This window comes from Micromonospora sp. CPCC 205558 (assembly GCF_036902955.1).
Taxonomy (GTDB): Bacteria; Actinomycetota; Actinomycetes; order Mycobacteriales; family Micromonosporaceae; genus Micromonospora.
The window spans coordinates 172,685-195,150 of sequence record NZ_JBAKHR010000012.1; the positions used below are offsets into that span (position 1 = coordinate 172,685).

At 72.0% G+C, this 22,466-nt stretch carries 19 protein-coding genes; 8 read left to right on the top strand and 11 right to left on the bottom strand.

Annotated features, from left to right (window positions below; translation table 11 throughout):
- Nucleotides 1–12 precede the first annotated feature (12 nt).
- Nucleotides 13–2,712: a DNA topoisomerase (ATP-hydrolyzing) gene (locus V6U86_RS16770; RefSeq protein WP_334504345.1), complete on the top strand. Its 2,700-nt coding sequence runs from the start codon at nt 13–15 to the stop codon at nt 2,710–2,712.
- A gap of 46 nt (nt 2,713–2,758) precedes the next feature.
- On the opposite strand, the gene V6U86_RS16775 is transcribed toward V6U86_RS16770, so the two are convergent.
- Complete coding sequence (locus V6U86_RS16775; RefSeq protein WP_334504234.1) at nt 2,759–5,503, bottom strand: AfsR/SARP family transcriptional regulator; 2,745 nt, start codon at nt 5,501–5,503, stop codon at nt 2,759–2,761.
- A 371-nt stretch (nt 5,504–5,874) separates the two neighbouring features.
- On the opposite strand from V6U86_RS16775, the gene V6U86_RS16780 reads away from it, so the two are divergent.
- Entirely contained in the window at nt 5,875–6,213 is a 339-nt protein-coding gene (locus V6U86_RS16780; RefSeq protein ID WP_334504236.1) for a peptidoglycan-binding domain-containing protein, read from the top strand.
- An 89-nt stretch (nt 6,214–6,302) separates the two neighbouring features.
- The gene (locus V6U86_RS16785) at nt 6,303–6,875 is read left to right on the top strand and encodes a peptidoglycan-binding domain-containing protein (RefSeq protein WP_334504238.1); all 573 of its coding nucleotides are present in this window, start codon (nt 6,303–6,305) and stop codon (nt 6,873–6,875) included.
- A 64-nt stretch (nt 6,876–6,939) separates the two neighbouring features.
- Here V6U86_RS16785 and V6U86_RS16790 read toward each other — a convergent pair whose 3' ends face one another.
- The 7 genes from V6U86_RS16790 to pseB form a co-directional block, all read right to left on the bottom strand.
- Complete coding sequence (locus tag V6U86_RS16790) at nt 6,940–7,575, bottom strand: alpha-ketoglutarate-dependent dioxygenase AlkB (RefSeq protein ID WP_334504241.1); 636 nt, start codon at nt 7,573–7,575, stop codon at nt 6,940–6,942.
- 157 nt (nt 7,576–7,732) lie between these two features.
- A complete protein-coding gene (locus tag V6U86_RS16795) occupies nt 7,733–8,845 on the bottom strand; it encodes a PseG/SpsG family protein (RefSeq protein WP_334504347.1) in 1,113 nt (370 codons plus the stop codon).
- On the bottom strand, nt 8,842–9,603 hold the full coding sequence (locus V6U86_RS16800) for a glycosyltransferase family protein (RefSeq protein WP_334504243.1): 762 nt from the start codon (nt 9,601–9,603) through the stop codon (nt 8,842–8,844). The genes V6U86_RS16795 and V6U86_RS16800 overlap by 4 nt, the downstream gene beginning before the upstream one ends.
- On the bottom strand, nt 9,600–11,426 hold the full coding sequence (locus V6U86_RS16805; RefSeq protein ID WP_334504246.1) for a class I SAM-dependent methyltransferase: 1,827 nt from the start codon (nt 11,424–11,426) through the stop codon (nt 9,600–9,602). Before V6U86_RS16805 ends, V6U86_RS16800 begins: the two co-directional genes overlap by 4 nt.
- Nucleotides 11,416–12,264 carry a hypothetical protein gene (locus V6U86_RS16810; RefSeq protein ID WP_334504249.1) on the bottom strand — a complete coding sequence of 283 codons (849 nt, stop codon included), beginning with the start codon at nt 12,262–12,264 and terminating at the stop codon, nt 11,416–11,418. The genes V6U86_RS16805 and V6U86_RS16810 overlap by 11 nt, the downstream gene beginning before the upstream one ends.
- Before the next feature lie 10 nt (nt 12,265–12,274).
- On the bottom strand, nt 12,275–13,432 hold the full coding sequence (locus V6U86_RS16815) for a DegT/DnrJ/EryC1/StrS family aminotransferase (protein WP_334504252.1): 1,158 nt from the start codon (nt 13,430–13,432) through the stop codon (nt 12,275–12,277).
- Nucleotides 13,429–14,412: a UDP-N-acetylglucosamine 4,6-dehydratase (inverting) gene (gene pseB / locus V6U86_RS16820; protein ID WP_334504254.1), complete on the bottom strand. Its 984-nt coding sequence runs from the start codon at nt 14,410–14,412 to the stop codon at nt 13,429–13,431. Before pseB ends, V6U86_RS16815 begins: the two co-directional genes overlap by 4 nt.
- A 359-nt stretch (nt 14,413–14,771) precedes the next feature.
- Here pseB and V6U86_RS16825 point away from each other — a divergent pair, with 359 nt between their 5' ends.
- Nucleotides 14,772–16,508, top strand: a complete 1,737-nt coding sequence (locus V6U86_RS16825; RefSeq protein ID WP_334504257.1) for a hypothetical protein — start codon at nt 14,772–14,774, stop codon at nt 16,506–16,508.
- Nucleotides 16,509–16,611: 103 nt separating this feature from the next.
- Here the strand turns inward: V6U86_RS16825 and V6U86_RS16830 are convergent, their stop codons facing one another.
- Entirely contained in the window at nt 16,612–17,178 is a 567-nt protein-coding gene (locus V6U86_RS16830) for a GNAT family N-acetyltransferase (protein ID WP_334504260.1), read from the bottom strand.
- Between the two features lie 43 nt (nt 17,179–17,221).
- Between V6U86_RS16830 and V6U86_RS16835 the strand changes: the two genes are divergently transcribed.
- The 4 genes from V6U86_RS16835 to V6U86_RS16850 are packed head-to-tail and all read left to right on the top strand — an operon-like array spanning nt 17,222 to nt 19,967.
- A complete protein-coding gene (locus tag V6U86_RS16835; protein ID WP_091401397.1) occupies nt 17,222–17,473 on the top strand; it encodes an acyl carrier protein in 252 nt (83 codons plus the stop codon).
- Nucleotides 17,470–18,750 (top strand): AMP-binding protein, encoded by a 1,281-nt coding sequence (locus tag V6U86_RS16840; RefSeq protein ID WP_334504266.1) that lies wholly within the window; start codon nt 17,470–17,472, stop codon nt 18,748–18,750. The genes V6U86_RS16835 and V6U86_RS16840 overlap by 4 nt, the downstream gene beginning before the upstream one ends.
- Nucleotides 18,743–19,498: an SDR family NAD(P)-dependent oxidoreductase gene (locus V6U86_RS16845; RefSeq protein WP_334504268.1), complete on the top strand. Its 756-nt coding sequence runs from the start codon at nt 18,743–18,745 to the stop codon at nt 19,496–19,498. Before V6U86_RS16840 ends, V6U86_RS16845 begins: the two co-directional genes overlap by 8 nt.
- A gap of 52 nt (nt 19,499–19,550) precedes the next feature.
- Nucleotides 19,551–19,967 (top strand): hypothetical protein, encoded by a 417-nt coding sequence (locus V6U86_RS16850; RefSeq protein WP_334504272.1) that lies wholly within the window; start codon nt 19,551–19,553, stop codon nt 19,965–19,967.
- 77 nt (nt 19,968–20,044) lie between these two features.
- On the opposite strand, the gene pseI is transcribed toward V6U86_RS16850, so the two are convergent.
- On the bottom strand, nt 20,045–21,097 hold the full coding sequence (gene pseI / locus V6U86_RS16855) for a pseudaminic acid synthase (protein WP_334504274.1): 1,053 nt from the start codon (nt 21,095–21,097) through the stop codon (nt 20,045–20,047).
- Nucleotides 21,098–21,230: 133 nt separating this feature from the next.
- Nucleotides 21,231–22,394, bottom strand: coding sequence for a glycosyltransferase family 2 protein (locus tag V6U86_RS16860; RefSeq protein ID WP_334504276.1), 1,164 nt, complete (start codon nt 22,392–22,394; stop codon nt 21,231–21,233).
- Nucleotides 22,395–22,466: the final 72 nt, after the last annotated feature.

The following is a 22,466-nucleotide window of genomic DNA, read 5'->3' on the forward strand; positions in this document are numbered from 1 at the left end:
GTCCTCGCTCGGATGCTGCTGCCGTGGGTTCGGATCGGCTACAAGCGCGATGGTCTGCAACGGGTTGCCGATATCGACTACCAGTACAGCGGCAAACAGGGCAATGACCGGTTGCCGTACGGCCCTGTGGTAGCGGAGTTCACGGCAGCGCACCAGGGCGGCGGATGGTTCCGCGATCAGGCCGGACAGGCGTTTCGCGCTTCGCTCTCGGCGAGCGGTGGACCGAGGGTGCGGTATGGCAAGGACCGTAACGGGGCCCTGCTCGCCGACAGATCATTCCAACTGGAGCGTGCGGTACGAGACGGCTGGATCGACAAGCTCCACCGCATCGGCTCACCGCTCGCTGCCCGTCTGGAGGCGCTGATCGGTAGTGCGTTCCTGCGGGTCACCTCGGTCGAGGCGGTGTCGCCCGATGCCACGTACGACATCCAGGTTGGCAGTGACGAGCACGCGTTCGTTGCCGAGGGCTACGTCGTTCACAACTGCATGGGAAAGTACCATCCGCACGGCGACACGGCGATCTACGACGCCATGGTCCGCCTCGCGCAGGACTTCTCCCTCAACGTGCCGCTCATCGACGGGCATGGAAATTTTGGCTCCCCAGATGACGGCCCGGCTGCCAGCCGTTACACCGAAGCACGGATGTCCCGCGAGGCCATGCTGCTCGTCGGTGAGCTGGGCGAGGACACCGTCGACGTCGAGCCCAACTACGACGGGTCGCTGACCCAGCCGACGGTGCTGCCGGCGGCCTTCCCCAACCTGCTGGTCAACGGCGCGTCCGGGATCGCGGTCGGCATGGCCACCAACATGATCCCGCACAACCTGGCGGAGGTCGTCTCCGCGGCCCGCTGGCTGATCAACCACCCGGACGCCACTCTGGACAAACTCATGGAGTTCGTCCCCGGCCCCGACCTGCCCACCGGTGGGGTGCTGCTGGGCCTGGACGAGGTGCGCCGGGCGTACGAGACCGGGCGCGGCGTGGTGCGGATGCGCGGCAAGGTGGAGATCGGCCCGATCGAGGGCAGCCGGGGCCGTCAGGCGATCACCGTGGTCGAGTTGCCCTACGGCGTCGGCGCGGAGAAGGTCATCGCGGCGATCACCAACGAGGTCACCAAGACCAAGCGGCTGACCGGCATCGCCGACGTCAAGGACCTCACCGACCGGGAGAGCGGCACCCGGCTCGTCGTCGAGTGCAAGGTCGGGGTCAACCCGCAGGCGCTGCTCGCCGACCTCTACCGACTGACCCCGTTGGAGCAGTCGTTCGGCGTCAACAATCTGGTCCTGGTCGACGGGCAGCCGCGCACGCTGGGCCTCAAGGCGCTGCTGGAGGTCTTCCTGTCGCACCGCTACGAGGTGGTCACCCGGCGCACCTCGTACCGTCGACGTAAGCGGCAGGAGCGGCTGCACCTGGTCGACGGTCTGCTGATCGCGTTGCTGGACATCGACGAGGTGGTCCGGCTGATCCGGGGCAGCGACGACGCGCAGGCCGCGAAGGACGGGCTGATGAGCCGGTTCGGCCTCTCCGACATCCAGGCCACGTACATCCTGGACACTCCGTTGCGTCGACTGACCAAGTTCGACCGGATCGAGCTGGAGGCCGAGCAGGAGCGGCTGCGCGCCGAGATCGCCGAGCTGAGCAAGATCCTCGACGACGAGCGGGTGCTCCGGAAGGTGGTCTCCGACGAGTTGGCGTCCGTGGTCAAGCAGTTCGGCAGCGAACGTCGCACCACGCTTGTCGACGGTGACCTGAAGGAGGTGCTGGCCGCGTCCGCGCCGGCCGGCCCGCTGGAGGTCGCCGACGACCCGTGCCAGGTGATCCTCTCCGCGACCGGGCTGGTCGCCCGGACCGCCGCCGAGTCGGAGGAGAGCGCCGAGGGGCGCCGTCGCAACGGCCGGGTCAAGCACGACACGGTACGCGCCATCGTGCACTCCACCGCCCGTGGCCGGGTGCTGCTGTTGACCAGCGCCGGTCGGGCGTTCAAGGTCGACGTCCTGCCGCTGCCGGTGCTGCCCGAGCAGGCGGGCACGGTGTCGCTGCGGGGCGGCATGTCCGCGGCCGAGCTGGTGCCGTTGGCGGCGGGGGAGACCGTCGTCGGCCTGGCGCCGCTCGGCGGTCAGGCGGAGGGCTCACCGGGGCTGGCGTTGGGCACCCGGCAGGGCGCGGTGAAGATCTGCGCGCCGGAGTGGCCGGTGCGTTCCGACGAGTTCGAGGTGATCGGTCTGCGCGACGGTGACGAGGTGGTCGGGGCGACCTGGCTGACCGACGGCACCGAGACGCTGACCTTCGTCACCTCGGAGGCGTCCCTTCTGCGCTTCCCCGCCGGGTTGGTCCGGCCGCAGGGCCTCAAGGGCGGCGGTATGGCCGGCATCAACCTGCCGGCCGGGGCGCGGGTCGCGTTCTTCGGCGCGGTGCGCACCGACGACCCGGGGCATGGCGATCCGATGGTGGTCACCTCCACCGGCGCGACGGTCAAGGTGACGCCGTTCAAGGCGTACCCGGCGAAGGGCCGGGCGACCGGCGGCGTGCGCGCGCACCGCTTCCTCAAGGGTGAGACGGACGTGGCTGTTGCCTGGGTGGGCCCGCGACCGGTCGGCGCGACCGCCACCGGCGACCCGGTGGAGCTGCCGGCGGCGGACCCCCGCCGCGACGGCAGCGGATTCGCGGTGATGCTCGGCCCAACGGTGGTAGGCCACCTGATCGAACGCGACTGACGGATCCTGTCGATCGAGCCGCCGCCTGATCGCGCTCGATCCACTGTCACGGAACCAGACGTTCGAGGCGGCGGCGGACCTCCTCGGCTGCGGGGTCGCCCACGTCCTGGTAGATCCTCGCGGCGAGGCGCCAGGCGGCAGCGGCAGCGTTCCGGTCGCCCATCCCTTCCCGGGTGTCCCCGAGTCGGATGAGGGTCTCCGCCTCGTGGTACCGGTCTGCGGAGTCGCGGAAGAGTTTGATCGCCTGCTCGTAGCAGTTGGCCGCGCGGTCGCGGTCACCGAGGCGGTCGTAGGCGAAGCCGAGGCTGTCCAGCGTCGCGGCCTGACCATTGCGGTCGTCGGTCCGTCGTTGCTGGTCGAGGGCCTCGGTGCAGCTGGCGATGGCCTGGACGTAATCGCCGGTGGTGGCGAGCAGCCAACCGATCGCGTTGAGCGTCCGGGCTTCGCCCGCCTGATTGCCGGCCAGCCGGTAGAGCCGCAGGGCCTCGCGACCGTGCGCGAGCGCTTCGTCGAGCCGGCCGTCCAGGTAGCAGAGTTCGCAGTAGTTGTGCAGCGTCTGGGCCTGGCCGATCGGGTCGCCGAGACGTTCGTGCAGCTCAAGGGCGCGCTGGAGCCGGTACTCGGCCATGGTGCGGTCGCCCAGTCGGGTCAGCGCGCGGGAGAGCAGCCGGTTGGCGACGGCCTGACCGGCGAGGTCTTCGATCTTCTCGGCGGCCTCCAGCGCGACCCCTTGGATCGCGAGCTGGTCCTGCCAGAGACCGCGCGGCGCCACGAAGGTGTTCAACGCCCAGGCCATCTGCCAGGCGTACGCTTCGAAGCCGTTCTCGGCGGCCTGCCGGACCACCCGGACCAGCACTCGATGCTCCGCCGTGAACCAGGCGAGCGCGCCGTCGTGGTGGGTCACCGGCTGCCTGGCGGGTACGGGCAGCGGCGGCACCGGCTCGATCGGGGCCCACTGCGGCTGGAGCAGCAGGGCGGCCGGATAGGCGGCGTGCAGGTAGTGGTCGTACAGGCGCTGTCGGGCTGCACCGCGCTCGTCGCCGCGCTCCGACGACTGGGCGAGCTCGGCCGCGTAGGCGCGCAGAAGATCGTGGAAGGCGAACCGGCCGGGCGCGTGCTCCGCCAGCAGGTGGAGCCGGGTCAGTTCCCGCAGGAGCGGCATGACGGCGGCGGCCGACACACCGGCGAGCGCCGCGGCCGCGGCGGCGGTCAGGTCCGGGCCCGGATGCAGCCCCAGCAGGGTGAACAGCCGGGCCGCGTCCTTGCCCAGGGCCAGGAACGACCAGGAGAAGACGCGTCGGACGTCGCCGTCGGCCAACGCGTCCAACCTCGCCTCGGCGGAGTGCAGTTCGGCGGCGATCGCGCCGAGCGGAAACGTGGGATGGGTCGCGGCGCGGGCCGCCACTATCGACAGTGCCAGCGGGAGCCGCCCAGCGGTTTCGATGATGTCGGCCACCGCCACCGACTCGGAGGCGAGCCGACCGGCCCCGAGGCGTCTGGCGAGCAGGCTCATCGACTCATCCGTGGTGAGCACGTCCAGTGTCAACGGCGTGGCCCACTCGGCGGCGATCAGCCCGCCGAGCCGGTCCCGGCTGGTGACCACGACCATGCAGCCGCCCGCACCGGGCAGCAGGGCACGCACCTGGGCGGAGTCGCGAGCGTTGTCGAGCACGAGGAGCATCCGGCGAGAGGCCAGCAGGCTGCGATAGAGGCCCGTGCGGGCCTCCATCGCGGAAGGTATCCGGGCGGGGGGCACGCCGAGCGCCTCGAGGAATCCCGACACGGCGTCGGCCGGGGACACCACACCGGCTTCGTCGTAGCCGCGGAGGTTCACATAGAGCTGGCCGTCCGGGAAGTGGTCGGCAACCCGGTGCGCCCAGTGCAACGCCAGGGACGTCTTGCCGACTCCGGCCATGCCGGAAACCACCGAGATGGCCACGCTCGCCGGCCCCTCAGCCGCACCGTGCAGAAGCCCGTCGAGGGCCGCCAGCTCCACACTGCGTCCGACGAACTCCGGGACCGCACGCGGCAGTTGCTCGGGGCGCTGAAGGAGCGGGCCCACCGTCGTGTCCGGCGCCGGCCGGTCCGGCCCCGTCGGAGGTTGCGCTGCCAGCCCCGGGCGGTGGTGCAGGATGTCGTCGTACAGCGTGACGAGTTCGGGTGCGGGGTCGAGGCCGGTCTCCTCCGCCAGCGTCTGTCGGGCCTGCCGGAAGGCATCCAGTGCGCCGGCCACGTCTCCGATGCGGTACAGGCCCACCATCAGCTGGCCCCACGCCCGCTGCCGCAACGGGTGCCGGTCGAGGAGGCCGCGCAACCGGTGCACGACGTCGGCCGACGCGCCGAGCGCCAGCACCACCTCGGCGTAGTCCTCCTCGACGAGCAGCCGGCGCTCCTCCAACTGCGCCGCCCGCCGTGCCAGGGTCGAGCGCAGCGGCAGGTCGGCCAGGGGCGTGCCGCGCCACAGGCCCAACGCGGCGGAGAGTTCGGTCTCGGCCCGGTCCAGATCGGCGGCGGTGAACGCCTCACGGCCCCGCGCCGCCGCGGCGTCGAACAGGTCCAGGTCCCGTTCGCCTGGGCCCACCCGCAGCAGGTAGCCGCCGCCCGCAGCGGTTATCCCATCCCAGGTCGCCCCACCGCCCAGCGCCCGCCGCAACCCGCGCACGTAGGTGCGCAGGTTCGCGGCTGCCGACGGCGGCTCTTCGTCGCCCCACAGCATCGCGGTCAACTCGTTGGTGCCGACCACCTCATTCGGGCGCAGCAGCAGGGTCGCCAACAGGAGACGCTGCTTCACCGAGCCCAGTGGAACCGACCGGTCGTCGTGGTACACCCGGAACGGGCCAAGGAGTTCGAAACGCAACCAGGCACCTCACATGTGGGCACTGCCATGTGCCGCCACGCGTACCACACCCGGACAACGCGGGCGAGTAGATCATCTATACGCCACTTGTGCGGCGGTTGTACGGGCCCCACCGTACCGTCCTCACCATCCCATCCAAGAGCATCCAGCTGTCCGGCCTGGCAGCACGACGATGGTGTGAGTCCAAACGGGACCGTGTGTCGTTCTCATCGTTCCGACAACCGCAACGCTGATTGGATCAGTCAATGAAATCCAGGTTTGGTGCGCTACTGACGGCTGTCGCACTGGTGTCCACGGCAGTGGTCGTGACGGCAGGTCCGGCCTCCGCCGCCACGGCCCCATGCCGTCAGTACAGCTACGGCTACGGCGGAACCGGTAACTGCGTCAAGGCCATCCAGGGAATCGCGAACGTACTCTCGATCACCAACTCGGCCCGGTCCGAGGCAGGTCCGGTCGCCCGGGACGGCCACTACGGCGCCAAGACGCGGGACGCGATCATCAAGATCCAACGTGCGGCCGGCATCTCTGTCGACGGGTACGTCGGCCCGCAGACCTGGGCGACGCTCTGCTACCACGGCGCGTTCTGGGGACATGACATGCAGGCCAAGGCCGACTACCGCTGGGCGAAGTCGTACGCCTGTTGAGCCGCCCACCGGCCGCCTGGTCTGACAACGCAGGCTGGCACGAACCCCCGCACTGTTACCCCCTCATGGTTCCCGACCCAAGGAGACGCATGTCGTCGCTCTACTCCATCCGCCGCCTCCTCAAGACAGTTGCGGTGCCCGCCGTCGGCGCGGCACTGGCCGTCGGCATCAACGTCACCATCGCCACGCCGGCCGCGGCCAGCGGCTCCTACACGGGCCGGGCGTACGTCCACGGCACCGGCGCGGTGTCCGACGACTTCGACGACGAAGGCGTCACGAACGTCAGCACGCACCGCAACTCGAACGTCGCCTGTCTCTGGCAGACCATTCTCTGGGCGAACGGCTACCTGCCCTCGTCCGGGATCGACGGCGTTTTCGGCGACCAGACCGATGCCGCGACGAGGAACTTCCAGCGCGACAAGGGCCTCTCGGCGGACGGTTCCGCAGGCCGGAACAGCTGGACGAAGGCCGGCGACAGGCTGGCGCAGCGCGATGACCAGAGCGGGTGGCGGTACGTGGTGTACCGCGGGGCGACGGGTTCCAGGAGCTCTTACGGCTCGCACGAATTCGTCCTGCAGCGGTCGCCCGACGGAAACTACCGGTTCTACCCGCCTCAGGGCGGCGGCCCCTACTGGGCCACCTACAACTCGCGCACCTGCTGACCAGCGACTCGCGGGGTAGGTCCGGACGTGGGGGGGCGTCCGGACCTACCCCGCGACGCCAGGGTCAGGCCACGTTGTGGGGGCGGAACTGGACGCTCACCCGGGGGCCTACGGGGCGGGTGGTCTTGGGGATGGCGTGCTCCCAGGTGCGTTGGCACGAGCCGCCCATGACGATCAGGTCGCCGTGGCCCACCGGGAAACGCAGGCTCTCACCGCCGCCGCGTGGGCGTAGCAGCAGCGGTCGGGGTGCTCCGAAGGAGACGATCGCGACGATCGTGTCGGTGTGCGCGGAGCGGCCGATGGTGTCGCCGTGCCAGGCCACGCTGTCGCGCCCGGAGCGGTAGAGGCACATCCCGGCGGTGACGAAGGGTTCGCCCAACTCGGGCGCGTAGTAACTGCTCAGTGCGGCCCGCGCGGCGGTGAGCACGGGGTGGGGGAGTTGCCTCGCGCCGTCGTACCAGCAGAGCAGACGGGGCACGTCGACCTCGGCGTCATACATGGTGCGCCGTTCGGCACGCCAGGGCACCTCGGTGAGCAGGGTGTCGAGGACCGAGTCGGAGCCGCGCACCCAGCCGGGGAGGTGGTCGACCCAGGCGCCCCGGCTGAGCTGGTGCCGGCGGATCTGGCCGGGCAGTGGCCCCAGGGTGGGCCCGGCGTCGGCCAGGTCGAGCATCGACGGCTGGTAGGCGGCCTGCGTCATGCGGCCACCCTAGCAGCACTTTCGTACACCCGTGCTAGCGCGAACGGTGCCGGCCCGTTGCCGCTCGGCAAGATCGTGCTCGATCCTGGATGTAGTGGCCTCCCGCGCGTTCGAGGGGACTGTTTCCAGGATCGAGCGTGACCTTGATCTGCCGCGGTCAGCCGGGGGCGGTGGCGGCGCGGACGGCGTTGAGCACCGCGTCCACCACCCGTGCCCGGCCCTGCCCGTCGACGGTGGACCAGGCGCGCGCGGCGAGTGTCGCGCGCCGCTGCGGCGAGCTGAGCAGCCCGTGCAGGGTCTGTGCCGCCGTCGCGCGGGCGGCTCGTCCGGCGACGCCGCCGGCGGTCAGCTCCGGCAGCTCGCCGAGGCCTGCGACCAAGCCGTGCCGCACCACCCGGGTGTACGACTCGCGTTGGTTGTCGACCACGCAGACCAGGGCGCTGGGTGCGCCGAGGCAGCAGAGTTCCCAGGTGGACGTGCCGGCGGCGCTGACCACCAGGTCGGCTTCGGTGATCAGGGCCGGCAGTTCGGTGGTGGGCGGGACCGGTCGGATGATCTGCCCCCGGCCGGGGGTGACGTCCTCGACCTCCGCTTCGATCTCGGGTCGTCCGACGATGACGGTGAGGTCCATCGGGTGACCGGTGGCCACCAGCACCCGGGTCAGGACCGGGGCCGCGCCGACCGCGTCGGTGCCGCCGAAGAACGCCAGCACCCGGGGGCGGCTGACCGCCGTGGCGGGCGGGGCGACCGGTGGCCGGGCGCTGACCACGGTGTCGCGCAGCAGGGCGTAGCCACTACCGGCGAGCAGCCGGCCGGGCAGCCCCGGCGGCTCCGCTGCGGTCGGCAGGCCCGGCGGCTCCGTTCCGGAGCCCAGGCCGGGCAGCTCCGCTCCGAAGTTCTGGTCGAGGTAGAGGTCCGCGACCTGGCCCCGGGTGTCGCCGTCGATGATGGCGAGTGTGTACACGCCGGCGGCGCGCAGGGCGCCGGCCCCGGCCGGGTCCAGGTCGTAGGAGTCGAGGACCAGCACGTCCAGCTCGTGTCGGCGGGCGGCCTCGACCAGTTCGGCCGCCGACTCCGGGCCGGGGAGCAGCGGGATGCCCCGCGCGGCCAGCTGCGCGGTGGCCCAGTCGAGCCGTTCGACGGTGCCGAACACGGTGACGTCGGCGCCCCGGGCGAGGAACTCCTCGGCGAGCGCCAGGCAGCGGACGAGGTGGCCGACGCCGCGCCGTGGCCCGGCGTCGCACCGCAACCCGACCCGCAGGGTGTTCAGGACTCCTCCAGCTGCTTCTGTCGGACGTCGGCGTTGAGCGCGCGTAGCCGGGGTTGACCGTCGAGCCAGTCGGCGAGCTTGGCCAGCGGCACGCTGACGTCACCGAAGTGGTCGACGATCGCGCTGACCAGTGCCCAGTCCTGCTCGGTGTCGAGGGTCAGCCGCAGCGCGGAGCGGTCCGGGGTGAGCGTCACCCCGAGCACCCGGAACAGCTCCGGGTGGGTGTACGCGTATGAGGTGACGTGCACCCGGTGGTGGTCGGTGGCGAGCCGGCCCAGGGTACGGAGCGTCTCCGCTCGGATGATCTCGACGTCCAGCCCACGGGGCAAGGTCCGGGCGATCGACGTGCTCGCGTAGTCCAGCCCGGGGACGGCCCGGTACACCGACGCGACCAGGTTGATGATCTCCGGGTCGAGCAGCGGGCAGTCGGCGGTGAACCGCATGACGGCGTCCCCCGGGTGCGCCGCGAGGGCGCCCACGAATCGGTCCAGCACGTCGTCGACCGGCCCGCGGTGGCACGGCACGTCCAGCCGCGCGCACTCGACGGCCACCGCGTCGTCGACCGCGTCGGTGCTGGTGGCGACCACCAGGTCGGCCAGGACGCCGCTGTCCCGGGCGGCGCGGACCACCCGGCCCAGCACGGAACGTCCGGCGAGCGGGCGGAGCACCTTGCCGGGCAGCCGGGACGAACCCATGCGCGCCTGCACGATGCCGACGATCCGTGGCCCGGTGGTGTCCGTGACGGGTACACCGGTCACTGCTGCTCCTCCTGTTTCGGGGCGAGCACCGCGACGGCCCGGCGCTTGGCGGCGCGGGCGCCCCGCTTGGCCAGCCGGGCCGGGGTGATGGCGAGTCGACCCACCCGGTAGCTGAGCGACCCGCTGAGCAGGCCGATCGTCGCCTCGGCCCGGCGCAGCGCCCGTTCCCGCGAGGTGAGCAGTTCCTCGGTCCACGCGGTCAGCGCGGCCAACCGGGTGAGCTCTTCGCGCTGGCGCAGCCACGCCTCGCGCAGCTGCTGGTAGCTGTGCGCGCCGACCGGCGGATCGGTCGGCGCGACGGCGTGCAGCTCGGTGGCGAGGTCGACAGTGCCACCGGCGTCCAGCCCGTGCAGCGCGGCGGTGATGGCCGCCTCGGCCTCGACCGCCTCGCCGACGGTCGCCCGGTCGAGGTCGTGGCCGGCGAGGCCGCCGAGCACCACGGTCAGGCCCGCGACGTCGAGGGTGGACGACCACGGATGGGCGTACCCGCCGGTGAGCAGGCCCGCGGCGAAGCGCCACAGCCCGCGGGCGAGCACCACGTCGGCGGGGAGCGCGGCGGCGGCCCGCCAGCTGGGGTCGAGCACCGCGTACCGCTCGCCGTCGAACACGACGTTGTCGGTGCCGGCCAGCGCCGCCGCGCCGGCGATGCGGCCGTCGGTGTCGGCCTGGTCGGCGAGCCAGCCCGCGTACCCGTGCAGCAACGCGCGCACTGTGGTCAGGTCGCGGCGCAGGGCCGCGTCGAGCAGCAGGGTACGCAGCAGCCGGCCGGACGGCACCGGCCCGGACAGCGCGTCCGCGTCCCGGTACGCGGCCTCCCGGCTGGCGAACGGCGCGACGGCCGGAGTCCTCGCGTCGTTGGTGGGGATGAGCCCCCAGCGCCAACCGGAGGGGCCGTGCAGCACCTCCAGCACGCCGATCCCGGGACGACCGGTCTGCACGAGAGCCACCGGCAGGTCCCGGTCGGCCGTCGGCGTGCTCGGGCCCGTGGGATCGGCGGGACGGTGGGCGAGGGTCAGCCAGCCCGGCGCGAGGTCGGCGGCCCGCCCGGCGTGCAGCGCGTCCACCGCCAGCCGGGCCGGGTCCTGGAGCACCGTGGCGCTGGTGAAACCCTCGGCGCAGGCGCCGTGCAGGACCGCGTCGAACAGGCCGGAGCCGGCGTCCCGGTCGAGGTGGTCGGCGTCCAACAGCGCCGTCGGGGTGCTGACATCGGGGTACGCGGCCCAGCACGTGGCCGGCAGCAGCCCCGCCACGCTGAGCCGCTCGCGCAACTGGTCCCGGTTGGCCGGGTGGGCGCGGTCCAGCACACCGCCGATCGCCCAGGCGGAATCGTCCCGGCGGGCGTACCAGGGGGTGGTGCCGACCAGCCGGTGCAGGCCCAGCGGGTTGTCCACGCGCAGCAGCAACGCGCCACCCGGTCGCACCGCCGCGACGAGTCGGGCCAGCACGGCGTCCCAGCCGAGCCGGGCGCCCTCCACCGACTCCACCGGGTCCAGGCCGGCTGCCGCGATCACCACGTCGTACGTCTCGTCGTCGGGCAGCCCGGCCGGGCCACCCACCACCACGCGGGCGGCCCGGTGCGCCAGTGCCACCGCGTCCGGGTGGCTGCGCAGCAGGCAGGTCACCTCGGCGTGGCCGAGGTGGTCGAGCAATGCCGGGTCGTGGGGGCCGGCCACCAGCACCCGGGCGCCGGGCGGCACCAACCGGGCGGCCAGCGCGGCGAGCGGCCCACCGTTGGCGAGCCGGTCCTGCGGCAGGTCCGACCAGGCCAGCATCTCGCCGCCCGGCAGGGTGATCCAGTCGGCGGGTGCCGTCTCAGTCGTCACGGTCTTCCTCTTCCTCCTGGAGGTTCGCCCAACCGAGCAGCTCGCGGAGCTCGGCCGGCGTGCAGCGGTGGCCGGTGCCCAGCTCGGCGCGGGCGATCTCGACCGCGGTGGTCAGGTCGACCGTGGTGCCGTGCAGTTGCGGCCACTGCCGCCGGATCCGAGCGGTACCGCCGAAGGTGGGGTCCTCGTTGGACAGGATCATCGGGTCGCCGTAGACCGCAGGCTCGCACCCCGCCGCGATGCCGTAGAAGATCGCGCTGGTCAGGCGGTTGGATGCGACCCGGCGGTGACGGCGCAGCTCGGTGAGCTGCCGGTCGAGGAATTCCGGGTCGGTGTCCTTCCACCAGTGCCCCCGGTAGCCGTGGCAGATCACCCGGAACCCGGCGCGCTCGTAGAGCCGGCGCACGTTACGCATCCGGTACTCGTGCCAGTAGAGGCAGACGGTGACGGGGCCGGGCTCGGTGTCCCTGATGAGGGCGATCAGTTTGCGGTGGTCGCCCTTGACGTGTTGACCCTCCCAGCCGTGGAACGGGTACCAGATGGTGCCTTCCCGATCCTCGGCCGGTGGGTCCTCGGGTCGCATGGCGAGCAGGTAACTGAACGGCGCGCCGATCACGACCACGTTGCGTCGCCCCACCGACCAGGCCCGACGGCGGGTCTGCTCCGACCAGAGCAGGCTGGGGGTGCGCTCGGCGTACGGGTGCCCGGGGGCCAGACCGTCACCGATGTTCCAGCCGTGCTGCACGTACCCGTTGATCCGTGGTGGGTGCCGGTCGCCGAGGCCGGCGTACCGGGCCAGCACGTGGGCGTGGCCGTAGAAGTGGTTGGCGTGGTGCATCAGGTTCCCATCAGGCGGCGGAACGCACCGAGCCGACCCGCACCGCGGCGGTCAGCGCGTCGATGACGCGGTCCTGGTCGGCGTCGCTGAGCCCCGGGTAGAGCGGCAGCGACAACTGCTGGGCGTAGAACGACTCGGCCACCGGGCAGGATCCACGTCGGTAACCCAGGTCCGCGAAGGCCGGGTGCCAGTGCACCGGGATGTAGTTGACCTGGACCCCGATGCCGGCCGCCCGCATCCGGTCGTACACCTCGCGGCGGCGACCGTCGAGCACCCGGATCGGGTAGAGGTGCCAGGCCGGGTCGGCCCACGGCTTGCGGGTTGGCAGCAGCACGCCGTCCAGGTCGGCCAGTGCCTCGTCGTAGCGGGCGACCAGTGCGCTGCGGCGGGCCGTGAACTCGCCGAGCCGCCGCAGTTGGCTGCGGCCCAGGGCGCAGAGGACATCGGGCAGGCGGTAGTTCAGCCCGAACTGGTGGACCTCGTAGTACCAGCCGCCCTCGTCCTCGAAGCGCAGCTCGTCACGATCGCGGACCACGCCCACGCTGCGGAACCGGCGCGCCCGCTCCAGGACCTGCGGGTCGAGTGCGGCGACGGCGCCGCCCTCGGCGGTGGTCAGGTTCTTGGTGGGGAAGAACGAGAACGTGGTCAGGTCGGCGAGCGAACCCACCGGCCGGCCGTGGTACGTGCCGCCGATCGAGTGCGCCGCGTCGGCGAGGAGCAGCGCGTCGCTGCCCAGCATCGACGTGCGCAGGACGTCGTAGTCGGCCGGGTGGCCGGCGTAGTCGACCGCCGCGACGACTCTTGTCCGCGACGTGACCGCGGCGGCGGCCGCCGCCGGGTCGAGGCAGAAGGTCTCGTCCTCGACGTCGGCGAACACGATCTTCGCGCCGAGGGCGGCGGCGCTGCTGGCCGTCGCCACGAACGTCATCGGCGAGACCACCACCTCGTCGCCCGGGCCCACCCCGGCGGCCGCGTACGCCACGTGCAGCGCCGCGGTGCCGTTGGAGACGGTGGTGACTCCCACCCCGCCGGTCCACCGGGCGAGGTCGGCCTCGAACGCGTCGACCTGCGGACCGGTGGTGAGCCAGTCACCGCGCAGCACGGCGGACACTGCCGTGACGTCGTCCTCGGTGACCGAGTGCCGGCCGTACGGGAGCATCCCCGTCATCCGTTGATGCCGAGCATGTCGCGCAACTGCTCGACGGTGAGCCACTCGTCGTTGGTGTCCGACTGGTAGGCGAAGCCGTCCGGCACCGGATCGCAGTCGACCGGCGCCTGGTAGCCCCAGGTGGCGATGGTCGGCTGGACGATGAACCGGCCGTCGGCGCGCAGCGTCCGCCGGCTGTCGTCGGGCGCGATCATCTCCTCGTGCAGCTTCTCGCCCGGCCGGATTCCGACCTCGTGCGTGGTGGCGTCCGGGGCCACGGCCTCGACCAGGTCGAGGATGCGCATGCTCGGGATGCGTGGCACGAACAGCTCGCCACCCTGCATCTGGTCGAACGAGTCCATGACGAACTGCACGGCCTGGTCGAGGGTGATCCAGAAGCGGGTCATCCGCTTGTCCGTGATCGGCAGGCTCTTGCCCTCGGCGGCCAGCCGACGGAACAGCGGGACGACCGAGCCGCGGCTACCCACCACGTTGCCGTAGCGCACCACAGCGAACCGGGTGGGGTGCTGGGCGGCGTAGTGGTTGGCCGAGACGAACAGCTTGTCGCCGACCAGCTTCGTCGCGCCGTACAGGTTGATCGGGCTGGACGCCTTGTCGGTGGAGAGCGCGATGACCTTCTTGACGCCGGCCTCGATCGCCGCGTCGACGACGTGCTGCGAGCCGGTGATGTTGGTGGCGATGTACTCCGAGGGGTTGTACTCCGCGGTGTCCACCTGCTTGAGAGCGGCGGCGTGGACCACGTGGTCCACGCCGTGCATGGCCCGGGTGAGGCGGTGCCGGTCCCGGATGTCGCCGATGAACCAGCGCAGCCGCGGGTCGTCGCCGAGTTGCTGGCGCAGCTCGTACTGCTTGAGCTCGTCGCGGGAGAACACCACCACGCGCGCGGGGTCGGCCTCGTTGAGGATGTGCCGGAGGAACGTCCTGCCGAAGGAACCAGTTCCCCCGGTGATCAGAATGGACGATCCGTTCAACTCACTCAATGTGGTGCTCCCGTTTCGTGGATGAACGAGCGGCCCTGGGCCGGCCGACCGGGGTGACACGCTAGCCATGGCGGGTTAACTCCCCGACGCTCGCGGGTGAACCACAACCTCTGCTCCTGTGAATGCCGGACACCGCGTAGACGAACACTTCCAACCGCTGCGGATGTGGGCTGACCTGGCCGGATTCGGCCGCTACAGTGGCCGCGCGAACGACCGGCGGCCCTGCGCGCAGCCGGGTCCCGCGTTCACCCGACATCCACACCAGTTCGGTGCGAGCGGGGCACCCAGGGCAGCACGCCAGCCGACGAGCCTGACGGATCGGCGCGGGCCTGGTCCGGCCGGCAATTCTGGAGGCGTTGATGGCACCCGGTAGTGACGTGATCGAACGGCCGGTGGTGGTGGCCGAGACGCCGAGCGGCCCGTCCGCCCGGCGTTGGCTGGTGCCGCTGCTGCTGGCGGTCGGGTGGGTGCTCAGCGTGGCCTGGCGGATGTGGTTGTCCCGGCACGTCGTGTTGCCGATCGCGCACACCGACGAGGACAGCTACCTGAACACCGCCCGCGCGCTGGCCGGTGGCCCGGGGGGCTTCAGCAGCGAGAACGACCTGTTGCGCCGGGTCGGCTACCCGATGCTGATCTCGCCGGCGTTCCTCGGGGACCGGGACTTCACCGACAGCTACCGGATCGTCCAGCTGATCAACGCGATGGTGAATTCGACGCTGTTGCCGCTGGCGTACCTGCTCGGTCGCCGCCTGTTGCGGCTGCGCCGGTCGTACGCGCTGCTCGGCGCGGTCGCGGCGGCGACCCTGCCGGCCACCGCCTTCTACGCGGGCGTCGCCATGATCGACGCGGTGCTGGCGCCGCTCGTGGTGGCCTGGCTGCTCGCCGTGCACCGCTGGATCGCCCGGCCCGGCCCGCTCGCCGCCGCCACCGTCGGCCTGCTGGTCGGTGGGTTCCATCTGCTGCACTCCCGTGGCCTGGTGATCGTGGCCGTGCACGCCGGGCTGGTGCTGCTGCTGTTCATCCGCCGCCGGATCAGCCCGCCGGTGGTGCTCGCGGCGCTGCTGCCGGTGCTCGCCCTGGCGCTCGTCAACGAGGCCGCCATCCGCTACCTCGGCGGCAAGGTCTACCTGCTCGGCAGCACCCCCGACGGCAACACGTTCGAGGCGCTCGCGTCGGCCCAGGGGGTGCTGCGCACGAGCGCGGCCGTCACCACCCAGCTCTGGTACCTCGTGGTGATCACGTTCGGGCTGGCGGGGGTGGCCTGGGCCGGCGCCGTGCGCGAGCTGTGGCGCCCCCGACACGGCGACGCGGCCCGCTGGACGATGGGCGTGGCGTTGGTGGTGACCGTCGGGGTGGCCGGCGGGGCGTCGGTGATCCTGTCCGGCATCACCGGAAAGCCACTGGACGCGATCTACGGCCGGTACGTGCAGATGCTGGCGCCGTTCTGGCTGCTGGTCGGGCTGGGGGTGCTGTTCACGGCCGGGTGGCGGGTGGTGCTGCGCCGGGCGGCCGTCGCGGTGGCGCTGCTGATCGGGGGCGGGGCGCTGATCGCCGCTCGACTCGCCTACGTGACCAGTCAGGGCCACCGCTTGCGGTACGGCGGTTTCAGCGCGCCGGACCTGATGGCGTTGACCGGGGGCTGGCGGGAGCTGCGACCGGTGGTCGGGTCGCTGGTCGGCATCGCCGGTTGCGTGCTGCTCGTCGCCACGGTCCGGGTGCCCCGCCTGCGGCTGCCGATCCTCGGCGCCCTCGTGGTGGCCAACCTCGTCACGATGCAGGTGATCGACCAGCGGATCGTGCGGCCGAGCGCCGAGCGCACCGCGCCGACGCCCCGGGTGGCCGACGTCGGCGTACGCCCCGGCGAGCGGGTGTGGGCCTCGACCGGCGTGCAGTACACCCTCCGGTTCAACCTCAGCCACCAGGTGACCTGGGCCGACGTCCGGTGGTTCGGCGACGGGCAACCGCCGGCCGCGGCGCAGGTGGTCTTCGCCCGCTGGGCACCCGGGCAGGCCGACGACTGGGACGGCACGGCGTACGGCTTCGTCCGCCTCGGCGGCAACCCGGAGCAGCAGTGGGCGGCCTGGCGGCGGGCCTGACCCGCCACGCCCCGATGGACACCGCTATTCGTGAACGGCGGATGTCCACCGGGAGCACGGCCGGTTAATGATTCTGGTCCATACGCGGAAAAGTGGCTGACAATCAGCGCTGACGGCGGTCCGCCCGAGCCAGGGAAATCGGGATGACAGTGATTTCCCGGCCGTCGGACAGCTCCTGTCTCGGGGTGCCCTCGACGAATCGGAAACGTCGGTTCATCTGTCGTACGGCGGTATTGTTGCCGAGCACCTCGCCGTCGAGCCGGTCCAGGTGCAGCCCGTCGAACGCGTACTCGACGGCCTCCCGCATGACGCCCAGCCAGGCGGGCAGCGTCGCACCCCGCACGGCCAGCCCGTCAGCGTCGAGGTAGAAGCCCCACGCGCCGGTGCGCGGGCCGTCCAGCCGCAGGTCGAAGAAGGTGACCACACCGCAGGGCTGGTCGTCCTGGACGAACACCAGGACCCGCCGGGACGGGTCTTCGCGGACCGCCGACCACCACCGGGCGTGCTCCTCGGCGGTGATCTCGTGACTGGTCTTGCTGACCTGCCGATTGGTCTCCTGATTACGCCAGGACAACATCAGATGAACGTCGTCCGCCGTCGCTTCGCGCAGCACGTGCGTCTCTCTTTCCTTGCCGTTCAGGTCGGGTCCCGGAACCTTACCCGGGCCCACCGGGAAATGGGATATGCATTCGTTGGGTTGTAGACTGCGGCGCATGAACGAATTGAGTCGCGCGCAGATCCGCGACCTCATGGCTCAGGTGCTGAAGAATCAGGACAAGGAGCTGCCGGCGGACGACGCGGCGCAGTTGCGGGAGATCGGCTTCCGGTCGCTCGACTTCTCCGAGCTGGCTCTGCGGGTGGAGGACGAGACGGGGGAGGAGCTCAACTTCGACGCCCCCGGGCTCCGTCGCATCGCCACCGTCGGGGACGTCCTCGACTTCCTCGTCGAGCTGCAACACCAGTGACCGTCGCGACGCCGCGCCACCCCGCCCCGGCGCCCCCGGAGCCGGCCGGTGTGGACAACCGGCTCGTCGTCGGTGGCGCCGCGCTGACCTGGCGTTCGCTGCCGACGCCCGCCCTGCCCGACCCGGCGGCGGTGCTCGCCCACTCGGCCGTGCACGCGCTCACCGCGGCGCGGCAGCACGCCGTGCACGGCACCGAGCTGCTGCTCAGCACCGCGAGTCGGGTCGACGCGGCGATGCGCACGGAGCTGCTGGAAGCCGGGTTCACCGTCAGCGTCCTCGACGACGACGGCGCGCACCCGAGCGCGCCGGCCCGGCCGCGAGCCGCTGAGCCGGGCCGGCTCTGGCTGCTGACCTCCGGCTCCACCGGGCGTCCGAAGCGGGTCGGGCACACCCTCGACACGCTGACCACCGTGCGGGCCGACCAGCCCGCCCGCATTTGGCTCTGCCCGTACGCCCCCGGCACGTACGCCTGGTGGCAGGTGGTCACCCTGTCGCTGACCCAGCCCGGCCAGCACCTGGTGGTGGTCGAGCCCGACGAGTTGGACGACTGGCCGTCGGTCGCGGCCGCGCACGGGGTCGATGCGGCCTCCGGCACCCCGACCTTCTGGCGGCGCACCCTCTACCGCGACGCCGACGCGCTGGCCCGGGTGCCGTTGCGTCAGATAACCCTCGGCGGCGAGCCGGTGGACCAGGCGATCCTGGACCAGCTGCGGGAGGTCTTCCCGGCGGCCCGGATCTCCTGGATCTACGCGTCCTCCGAGGTGGGGGCGTCCATTGTGGTGCACGATGGACGGGCCGGGTTCCCGGTCGACTGGCTGGACCGGGAAACCCCAAGCCGGCCGACGCTCTCCGTGCAGGACGACGAGCTGGTAATCACCTCCCCCTACCACGGTGCCGGTCTCGCCGGACCGATTCGCACCGGCGACCGGGTGCAGGTGCTCGACGGCCGGGTGCTGATCACCGGCCGACTGGACTCCGACGAGATCAACGTCGGTGGCAGCAAGGTCTCCGCGGGCGTGGTCCGCGGTGTGCTCGCCGGTCATCCGGCGGTGGCCTGGGCCCGGGTTACCGGTCGCCGCGCCCCGGTGCTCGGGCGGATGGTGGTGGCCGAGGTGGTCCTCGCCCCCGCTGTGCCGGCCTCCGCTGACACCGCTGTGCCGGACGAGGCCGCGCTGGTCCGCTGGTGTGCCGACCGACTTCCCGAGCACGCGGTGCCGCGCCGAATCCGCGTCCTGACCGACATTCCCGTGAAGGAAACCCTGAAGAGCGATGTCTGAGCCCGTCGACACCCAGCTCGTCCCGCCCAGCTCCGTGGTCCTCGTCTCCGGCGGTTCCCGTGGCCTGGGCCTGGCCATCGTCACCGACCTGCTCGACGCGGGCGTACGGGTGGCCGCGTTCGCCCGCACCATCACCCCGGAGCTGGAGAAGCTCGCCGCCGAGCACCCCGACCGGGTGTACGTCGGCTCGGTGGACGTCACCGACCTGCCGGCCGCGCAGAGCTTCATCCGCGAGGTGGAGCAGCGCCTCGGCCCCATCGACGGCATCGTCAACAACGCCGCCATGGGGCAGGACTCGCTGCATGCGCACACCGCCACCGACGACATCGCCCGGATCATCGAGACCAACCTGACGGCCCCGCTGCAGCTGACCCGGCTGGTGATCCGTCGGATGCTCGCCAAGGGGTTGCGCGGGCGGATCGTCAACATCACCTCGATCTGCGGGCAGCGCGGTTTTCCCGGCCTCGTCGCGTACTCGGCCACCAAGGGCGGCATGGACGCCGCCACCCGCTCGCTCGCCCGGGAACTGGGCGGCCGGATGCTGGTCAACTCGGTCGCGCCCGGCTTCTTCGCCTCGGAGATGTCCGCGGTGCTCGGGCCGACCCAGCTCGACCAGATCGTGCGCCGCACCCCGACCGGTCACCTGACCGAACCGGTGGAGGTCACCCCGGTGGTGCGGATGCTGCTGCGGGAGCACACCAACATCAACGGCCAGGTGATCGTGGTGGACGGTGCCGCCGCCATCTGACCTGCGGCCGGCTCCTCTCCCGGTGCAACCAGCGCGGTACGGCGGGGCCGCCATGCCGCGTCCGGTGCCGGGGCTGCTCGTCGCCGCCGAGCGGCATCTGCGCATCGGGTCACCGGCCGCGATGGCCGACGCGGTGACCCGCAGTCACCTCGACGATGGACGGTGCGTCGGCTGGTACGGCCCGCCGGCGCCCGGCTGGCGGGTGGCCATCGACGCGGAGCGCGCCGACGCCCCGGTGCCCCCGGCGCTGGCCCGCCGGTTCGGCGCGGCTGACTTCTGGGCCCGGTGGACCCGGGCCGAGTGCTGCTGCAAGCTGGCCGACGTGCCGGTGGCGGTCTGGTGGCGGCGCCACGGGCTGGGCACCCCGGCCGACGGGTCGGCGATCTGGCGGACCCTGCGGGTGGCCGACCTGGTGGTCACCGTCGGCTTCGCCCCGACCTCCCCCGCCCCGCGATCTTGCACTTTCTGACGCCGAACCGCGGCTTTCGCGCCTTTCGTCGGGACAGTAACTGCAAGATCGCGGGGTTGGGGTGGGGGTGGGGTGGGTCAGATTTGGTTCCAGGTTAGGGGGGTGCCGCGGGGGACGTCGGTGGTGAAGGTGCGGCCCAGGACCCGGTCGATCTCCACCGGGGGCAGGCCGCCGGCTGGGCGGATCGAGCGGACGTTGTCCGCGGTCACCGGGTCGCCGGCCCGGACGTCCTCGACCACGAAGAGCGACCGGCGGAACCGCAGCCCTTCGCGCTCGGCGGGGGTGGGGCCGATCGCGGTGCCACCCAGTGCCGCGTACGCCCGGCCTGACTCGGCGACCAGGGCCGTGAGCTCCGCCGGGTTCAGGGAGAAGTCCGAGTCCACGCCGCCGTCGGCCCGGTCCAGCGTCACGTGCTTCTCGATGAAGCAGGCGCCGAGCGCCACCGAGGCGACCGCCACCCCGATGCCGGGCGTGTGATCGGAGAGGCCCACCGGCACGTCGAACGCACCGGCCAGCACCGGCAGCCGGCGCAGGTTGCTGTCGGCCGCCGGCGCCGGGTAGGAGGCCGTGCAGGCCAGCAGGACGATGCCCGCCGCGCCACCGGCGCGGGCGGTGCGCACGGCGGCGTCGATCTCGGCGACCGTCGCCATCCCGGTGGAGATCACCATGGGTTTGCCCGTGCTGGCCACCAGCCGGATCAGGGGCAGGTCGACCAGCTCCGACGAGGCGATTTTGTACGCGGGCGCGTCCAACGACTCCAGCAGCTGCACAGCGGTCGCGTCGAACGGTGACGAGAAGACGGTCAGGCCACGCTCGCGGGCCCGTTCGAAGATCGGGGCGTGCCACTCGTACGGGGTGTGCGCGCGCTCGTAGAGGCGGTACAGGTTCTCCCCGCCCCACAGTTCGTGCCCGCTGGAGATCCGGAACGCCGGGGTGTCGACGTCGATGGTGATCGTGTCCGGCCGGTACGTCTGGAGCTTCAACGCGTGCGCCCCGCTGTCGGCCACCGCGTCGACGATGGCCAGCGCCCGGTTCAGATCGCCGTTGTGGTTGCCGGACATCTCGGCGACCACGAACGGTCGCTCCCCGGCACCGGCCGCGTGCGGTCCGATCTTGATTGTCGCCGTCATTCCGACCTCTGCTCCGGTACGCCCGCACCGGGGTGCGGTGGTGCTGTCGTCGTCCACCCGGCGGGCGGACGACCTGGAAAATCAGGACACCTGGAGTCGCCCCGGCGCCCGGTCTGCTGAGCGGTGGGGTCGATCACGGCAGCCGGCCAGCGGCCAGCGCGTCCCGCCGCTCCGGGGCGAGCCCACAGTCGCGCGTCGGCGCGGCGTCCGTCCGTCGGCCCGGGTCCTCGTCGACGGCGGGCGAACCGCTGTCGGCGCCGCCCACCGGGCCGGGCCGACGCAGCCGACCGGTGACCCGGTGGGCCTGGCGCAGCGCCGAGTACGCCAACCAGTCACCGCGTCCGACGAGGCGGTGCTTGAGCCCGGTCGCGCCCGGGGGCACCGGATAGCCGCCGGGGGGCCGGTACCGGCGGTAGTGCGCGGCGGCCCGGTGGAAGAAGTCGCGCCGCAGGTGCGGGTGTAGCCGGCCGTCGTTGCCCACCACCACCAGGTAGTGGCTGATCATCAGCTCGAACAGTTCGGCCCGCAACCGCTCGTCCGGGTGCTTCCGGGCGACCCAGTCCATCAGCCGCTCGTACTGGGCGAAGGCGTCGAAGTGCCGGCCGCTGCGGGTGGAGGTGATCGCGCCCTGACGGCCCTGGCGGTACAGGTAGCAGACCCGGTCCAGCACGGAGATCTTCTCGGCCCCGATCAGCAGGGGGTGGCTGAACGGGATGTCCTCGTACCAGCCGGGGAAGAAGCGCAGCTCCAGCTCGTGCATGAAGTCCCGGCGGACCACCTTGTTCCAGGCGGTGTGCTGCACCCGCAGCAGCCGTGGCTGGTCGGCCAGCCGGGTGACACCGGTGATCCCGCGCAGCAGTGGGCTGCTCGCGTCGACCTCCCGCCGGCCGTCCTCGTGCACCCGCAGGTGGTCGAGCATCAGCACGTCGGGTTGGTGCTGGCGTAGCCGGTCCAGCACCGCCGCGATCGTGCCCGGCGGCAACCAGTCGTCACTGTCGACGAACCAGACGTAGCGGCCGGTGGCCACGTCGAGCCCGGCGTTGCGGGCCAGCCCCAGACCAACGTTGCTGCTCAGGTGCACGACGCGGACGCCGTCCCGGCCGACCGCGTACGAGCGGAGCATGTCGCCGCAGCCGTCCGGGGAGGCGTCGTCGACGGCGATCAGCTCAACCGCGTCCGACTCGCCCGCCGGGATGTCGGCCCGGATGGACTCGAGGCACTGGTACAGGTACGCCTCGACGCCGTACACGGGCACGACGATGCTCAGCAGCGGTGCGTGCGTCGGCTCATTGACCACGTCCGCCACCTTCGACGACCCGGGTGGCCGGCCCCGGAACCTGACGTTGCCGCCGATTGTGGAATCTCTGAA

Excerpts from the sequence above, each read along its gene's own strand:
- V6U86_RS16815 (WP_334504252.1), bottom strand. The coding sequence starts at position 13,432 with ATGACGGGGATGCTCCCGTACGGCCGGCACTCGGTCACCGAGGACGAC.
- V6U86_RS16785 (WP_334504238.1), top strand. The coding sequence starts at position 6,303 with ATGTCGTCGCTCTACTCCATCCGCCGCCTCCTCAAGACAGTTGCGGTG.
- pseI (WP_334504274.1), bottom strand. The coding sequence starts at position 21,097 with ATGACGGCGACAATCAAGATCGGACCGCACGCGGCCGGTGCCGGGGAG.
- V6U86_RS16845 (WP_334504268.1), top strand. The coding sequence starts at position 18,743 with ATGTCTGAGCCCGTCGACACCCAGCTCGTCCCGCCCAGCTCCGTGGTC.
- V6U86_RS16850 (WP_334504272.1), top strand. The coding sequence starts at position 19,551 with ATGCCGCGTCCGGTGCCGGGGCTGCTCGTCGCCGCCGAGCGGCATCTG.
- V6U86_RS16810 (WP_334504249.1), bottom strand. The coding sequence starts at position 12,264 with ATGCACCACGCCAACCACTTCTACGGCCACGCCCACGTGCTGGCCCGG.
- V6U86_RS16825 (WP_334504257.1), top strand. The coding sequence starts at position 14,772 with ATGGCACCCGGTAGTGACGTGATCGAACGGCCGGTGGTGGTGGCCGAG.
- V6U86_RS16835 (WP_091401397.1), top strand. The coding sequence starts at position 17,222 with ATGAACGAATTGAGTCGCGCGCAGATCCGCGACCTCATGGCTCAGGTG.
- V6U86_RS16790 (WP_334504241.1), bottom strand. The coding sequence starts at position 7,575 with ATGACGCAGGCCGCCTACCAGCCGTCGATGCTCGACCTGGCCGACGCC.
- V6U86_RS16770 (WP_334504345.1), top strand. The coding sequence starts at position 13 with ATGCTGCTGCCGTGGGTTCGGATCGGCTACAAGCGCGATGGTCTGCAA.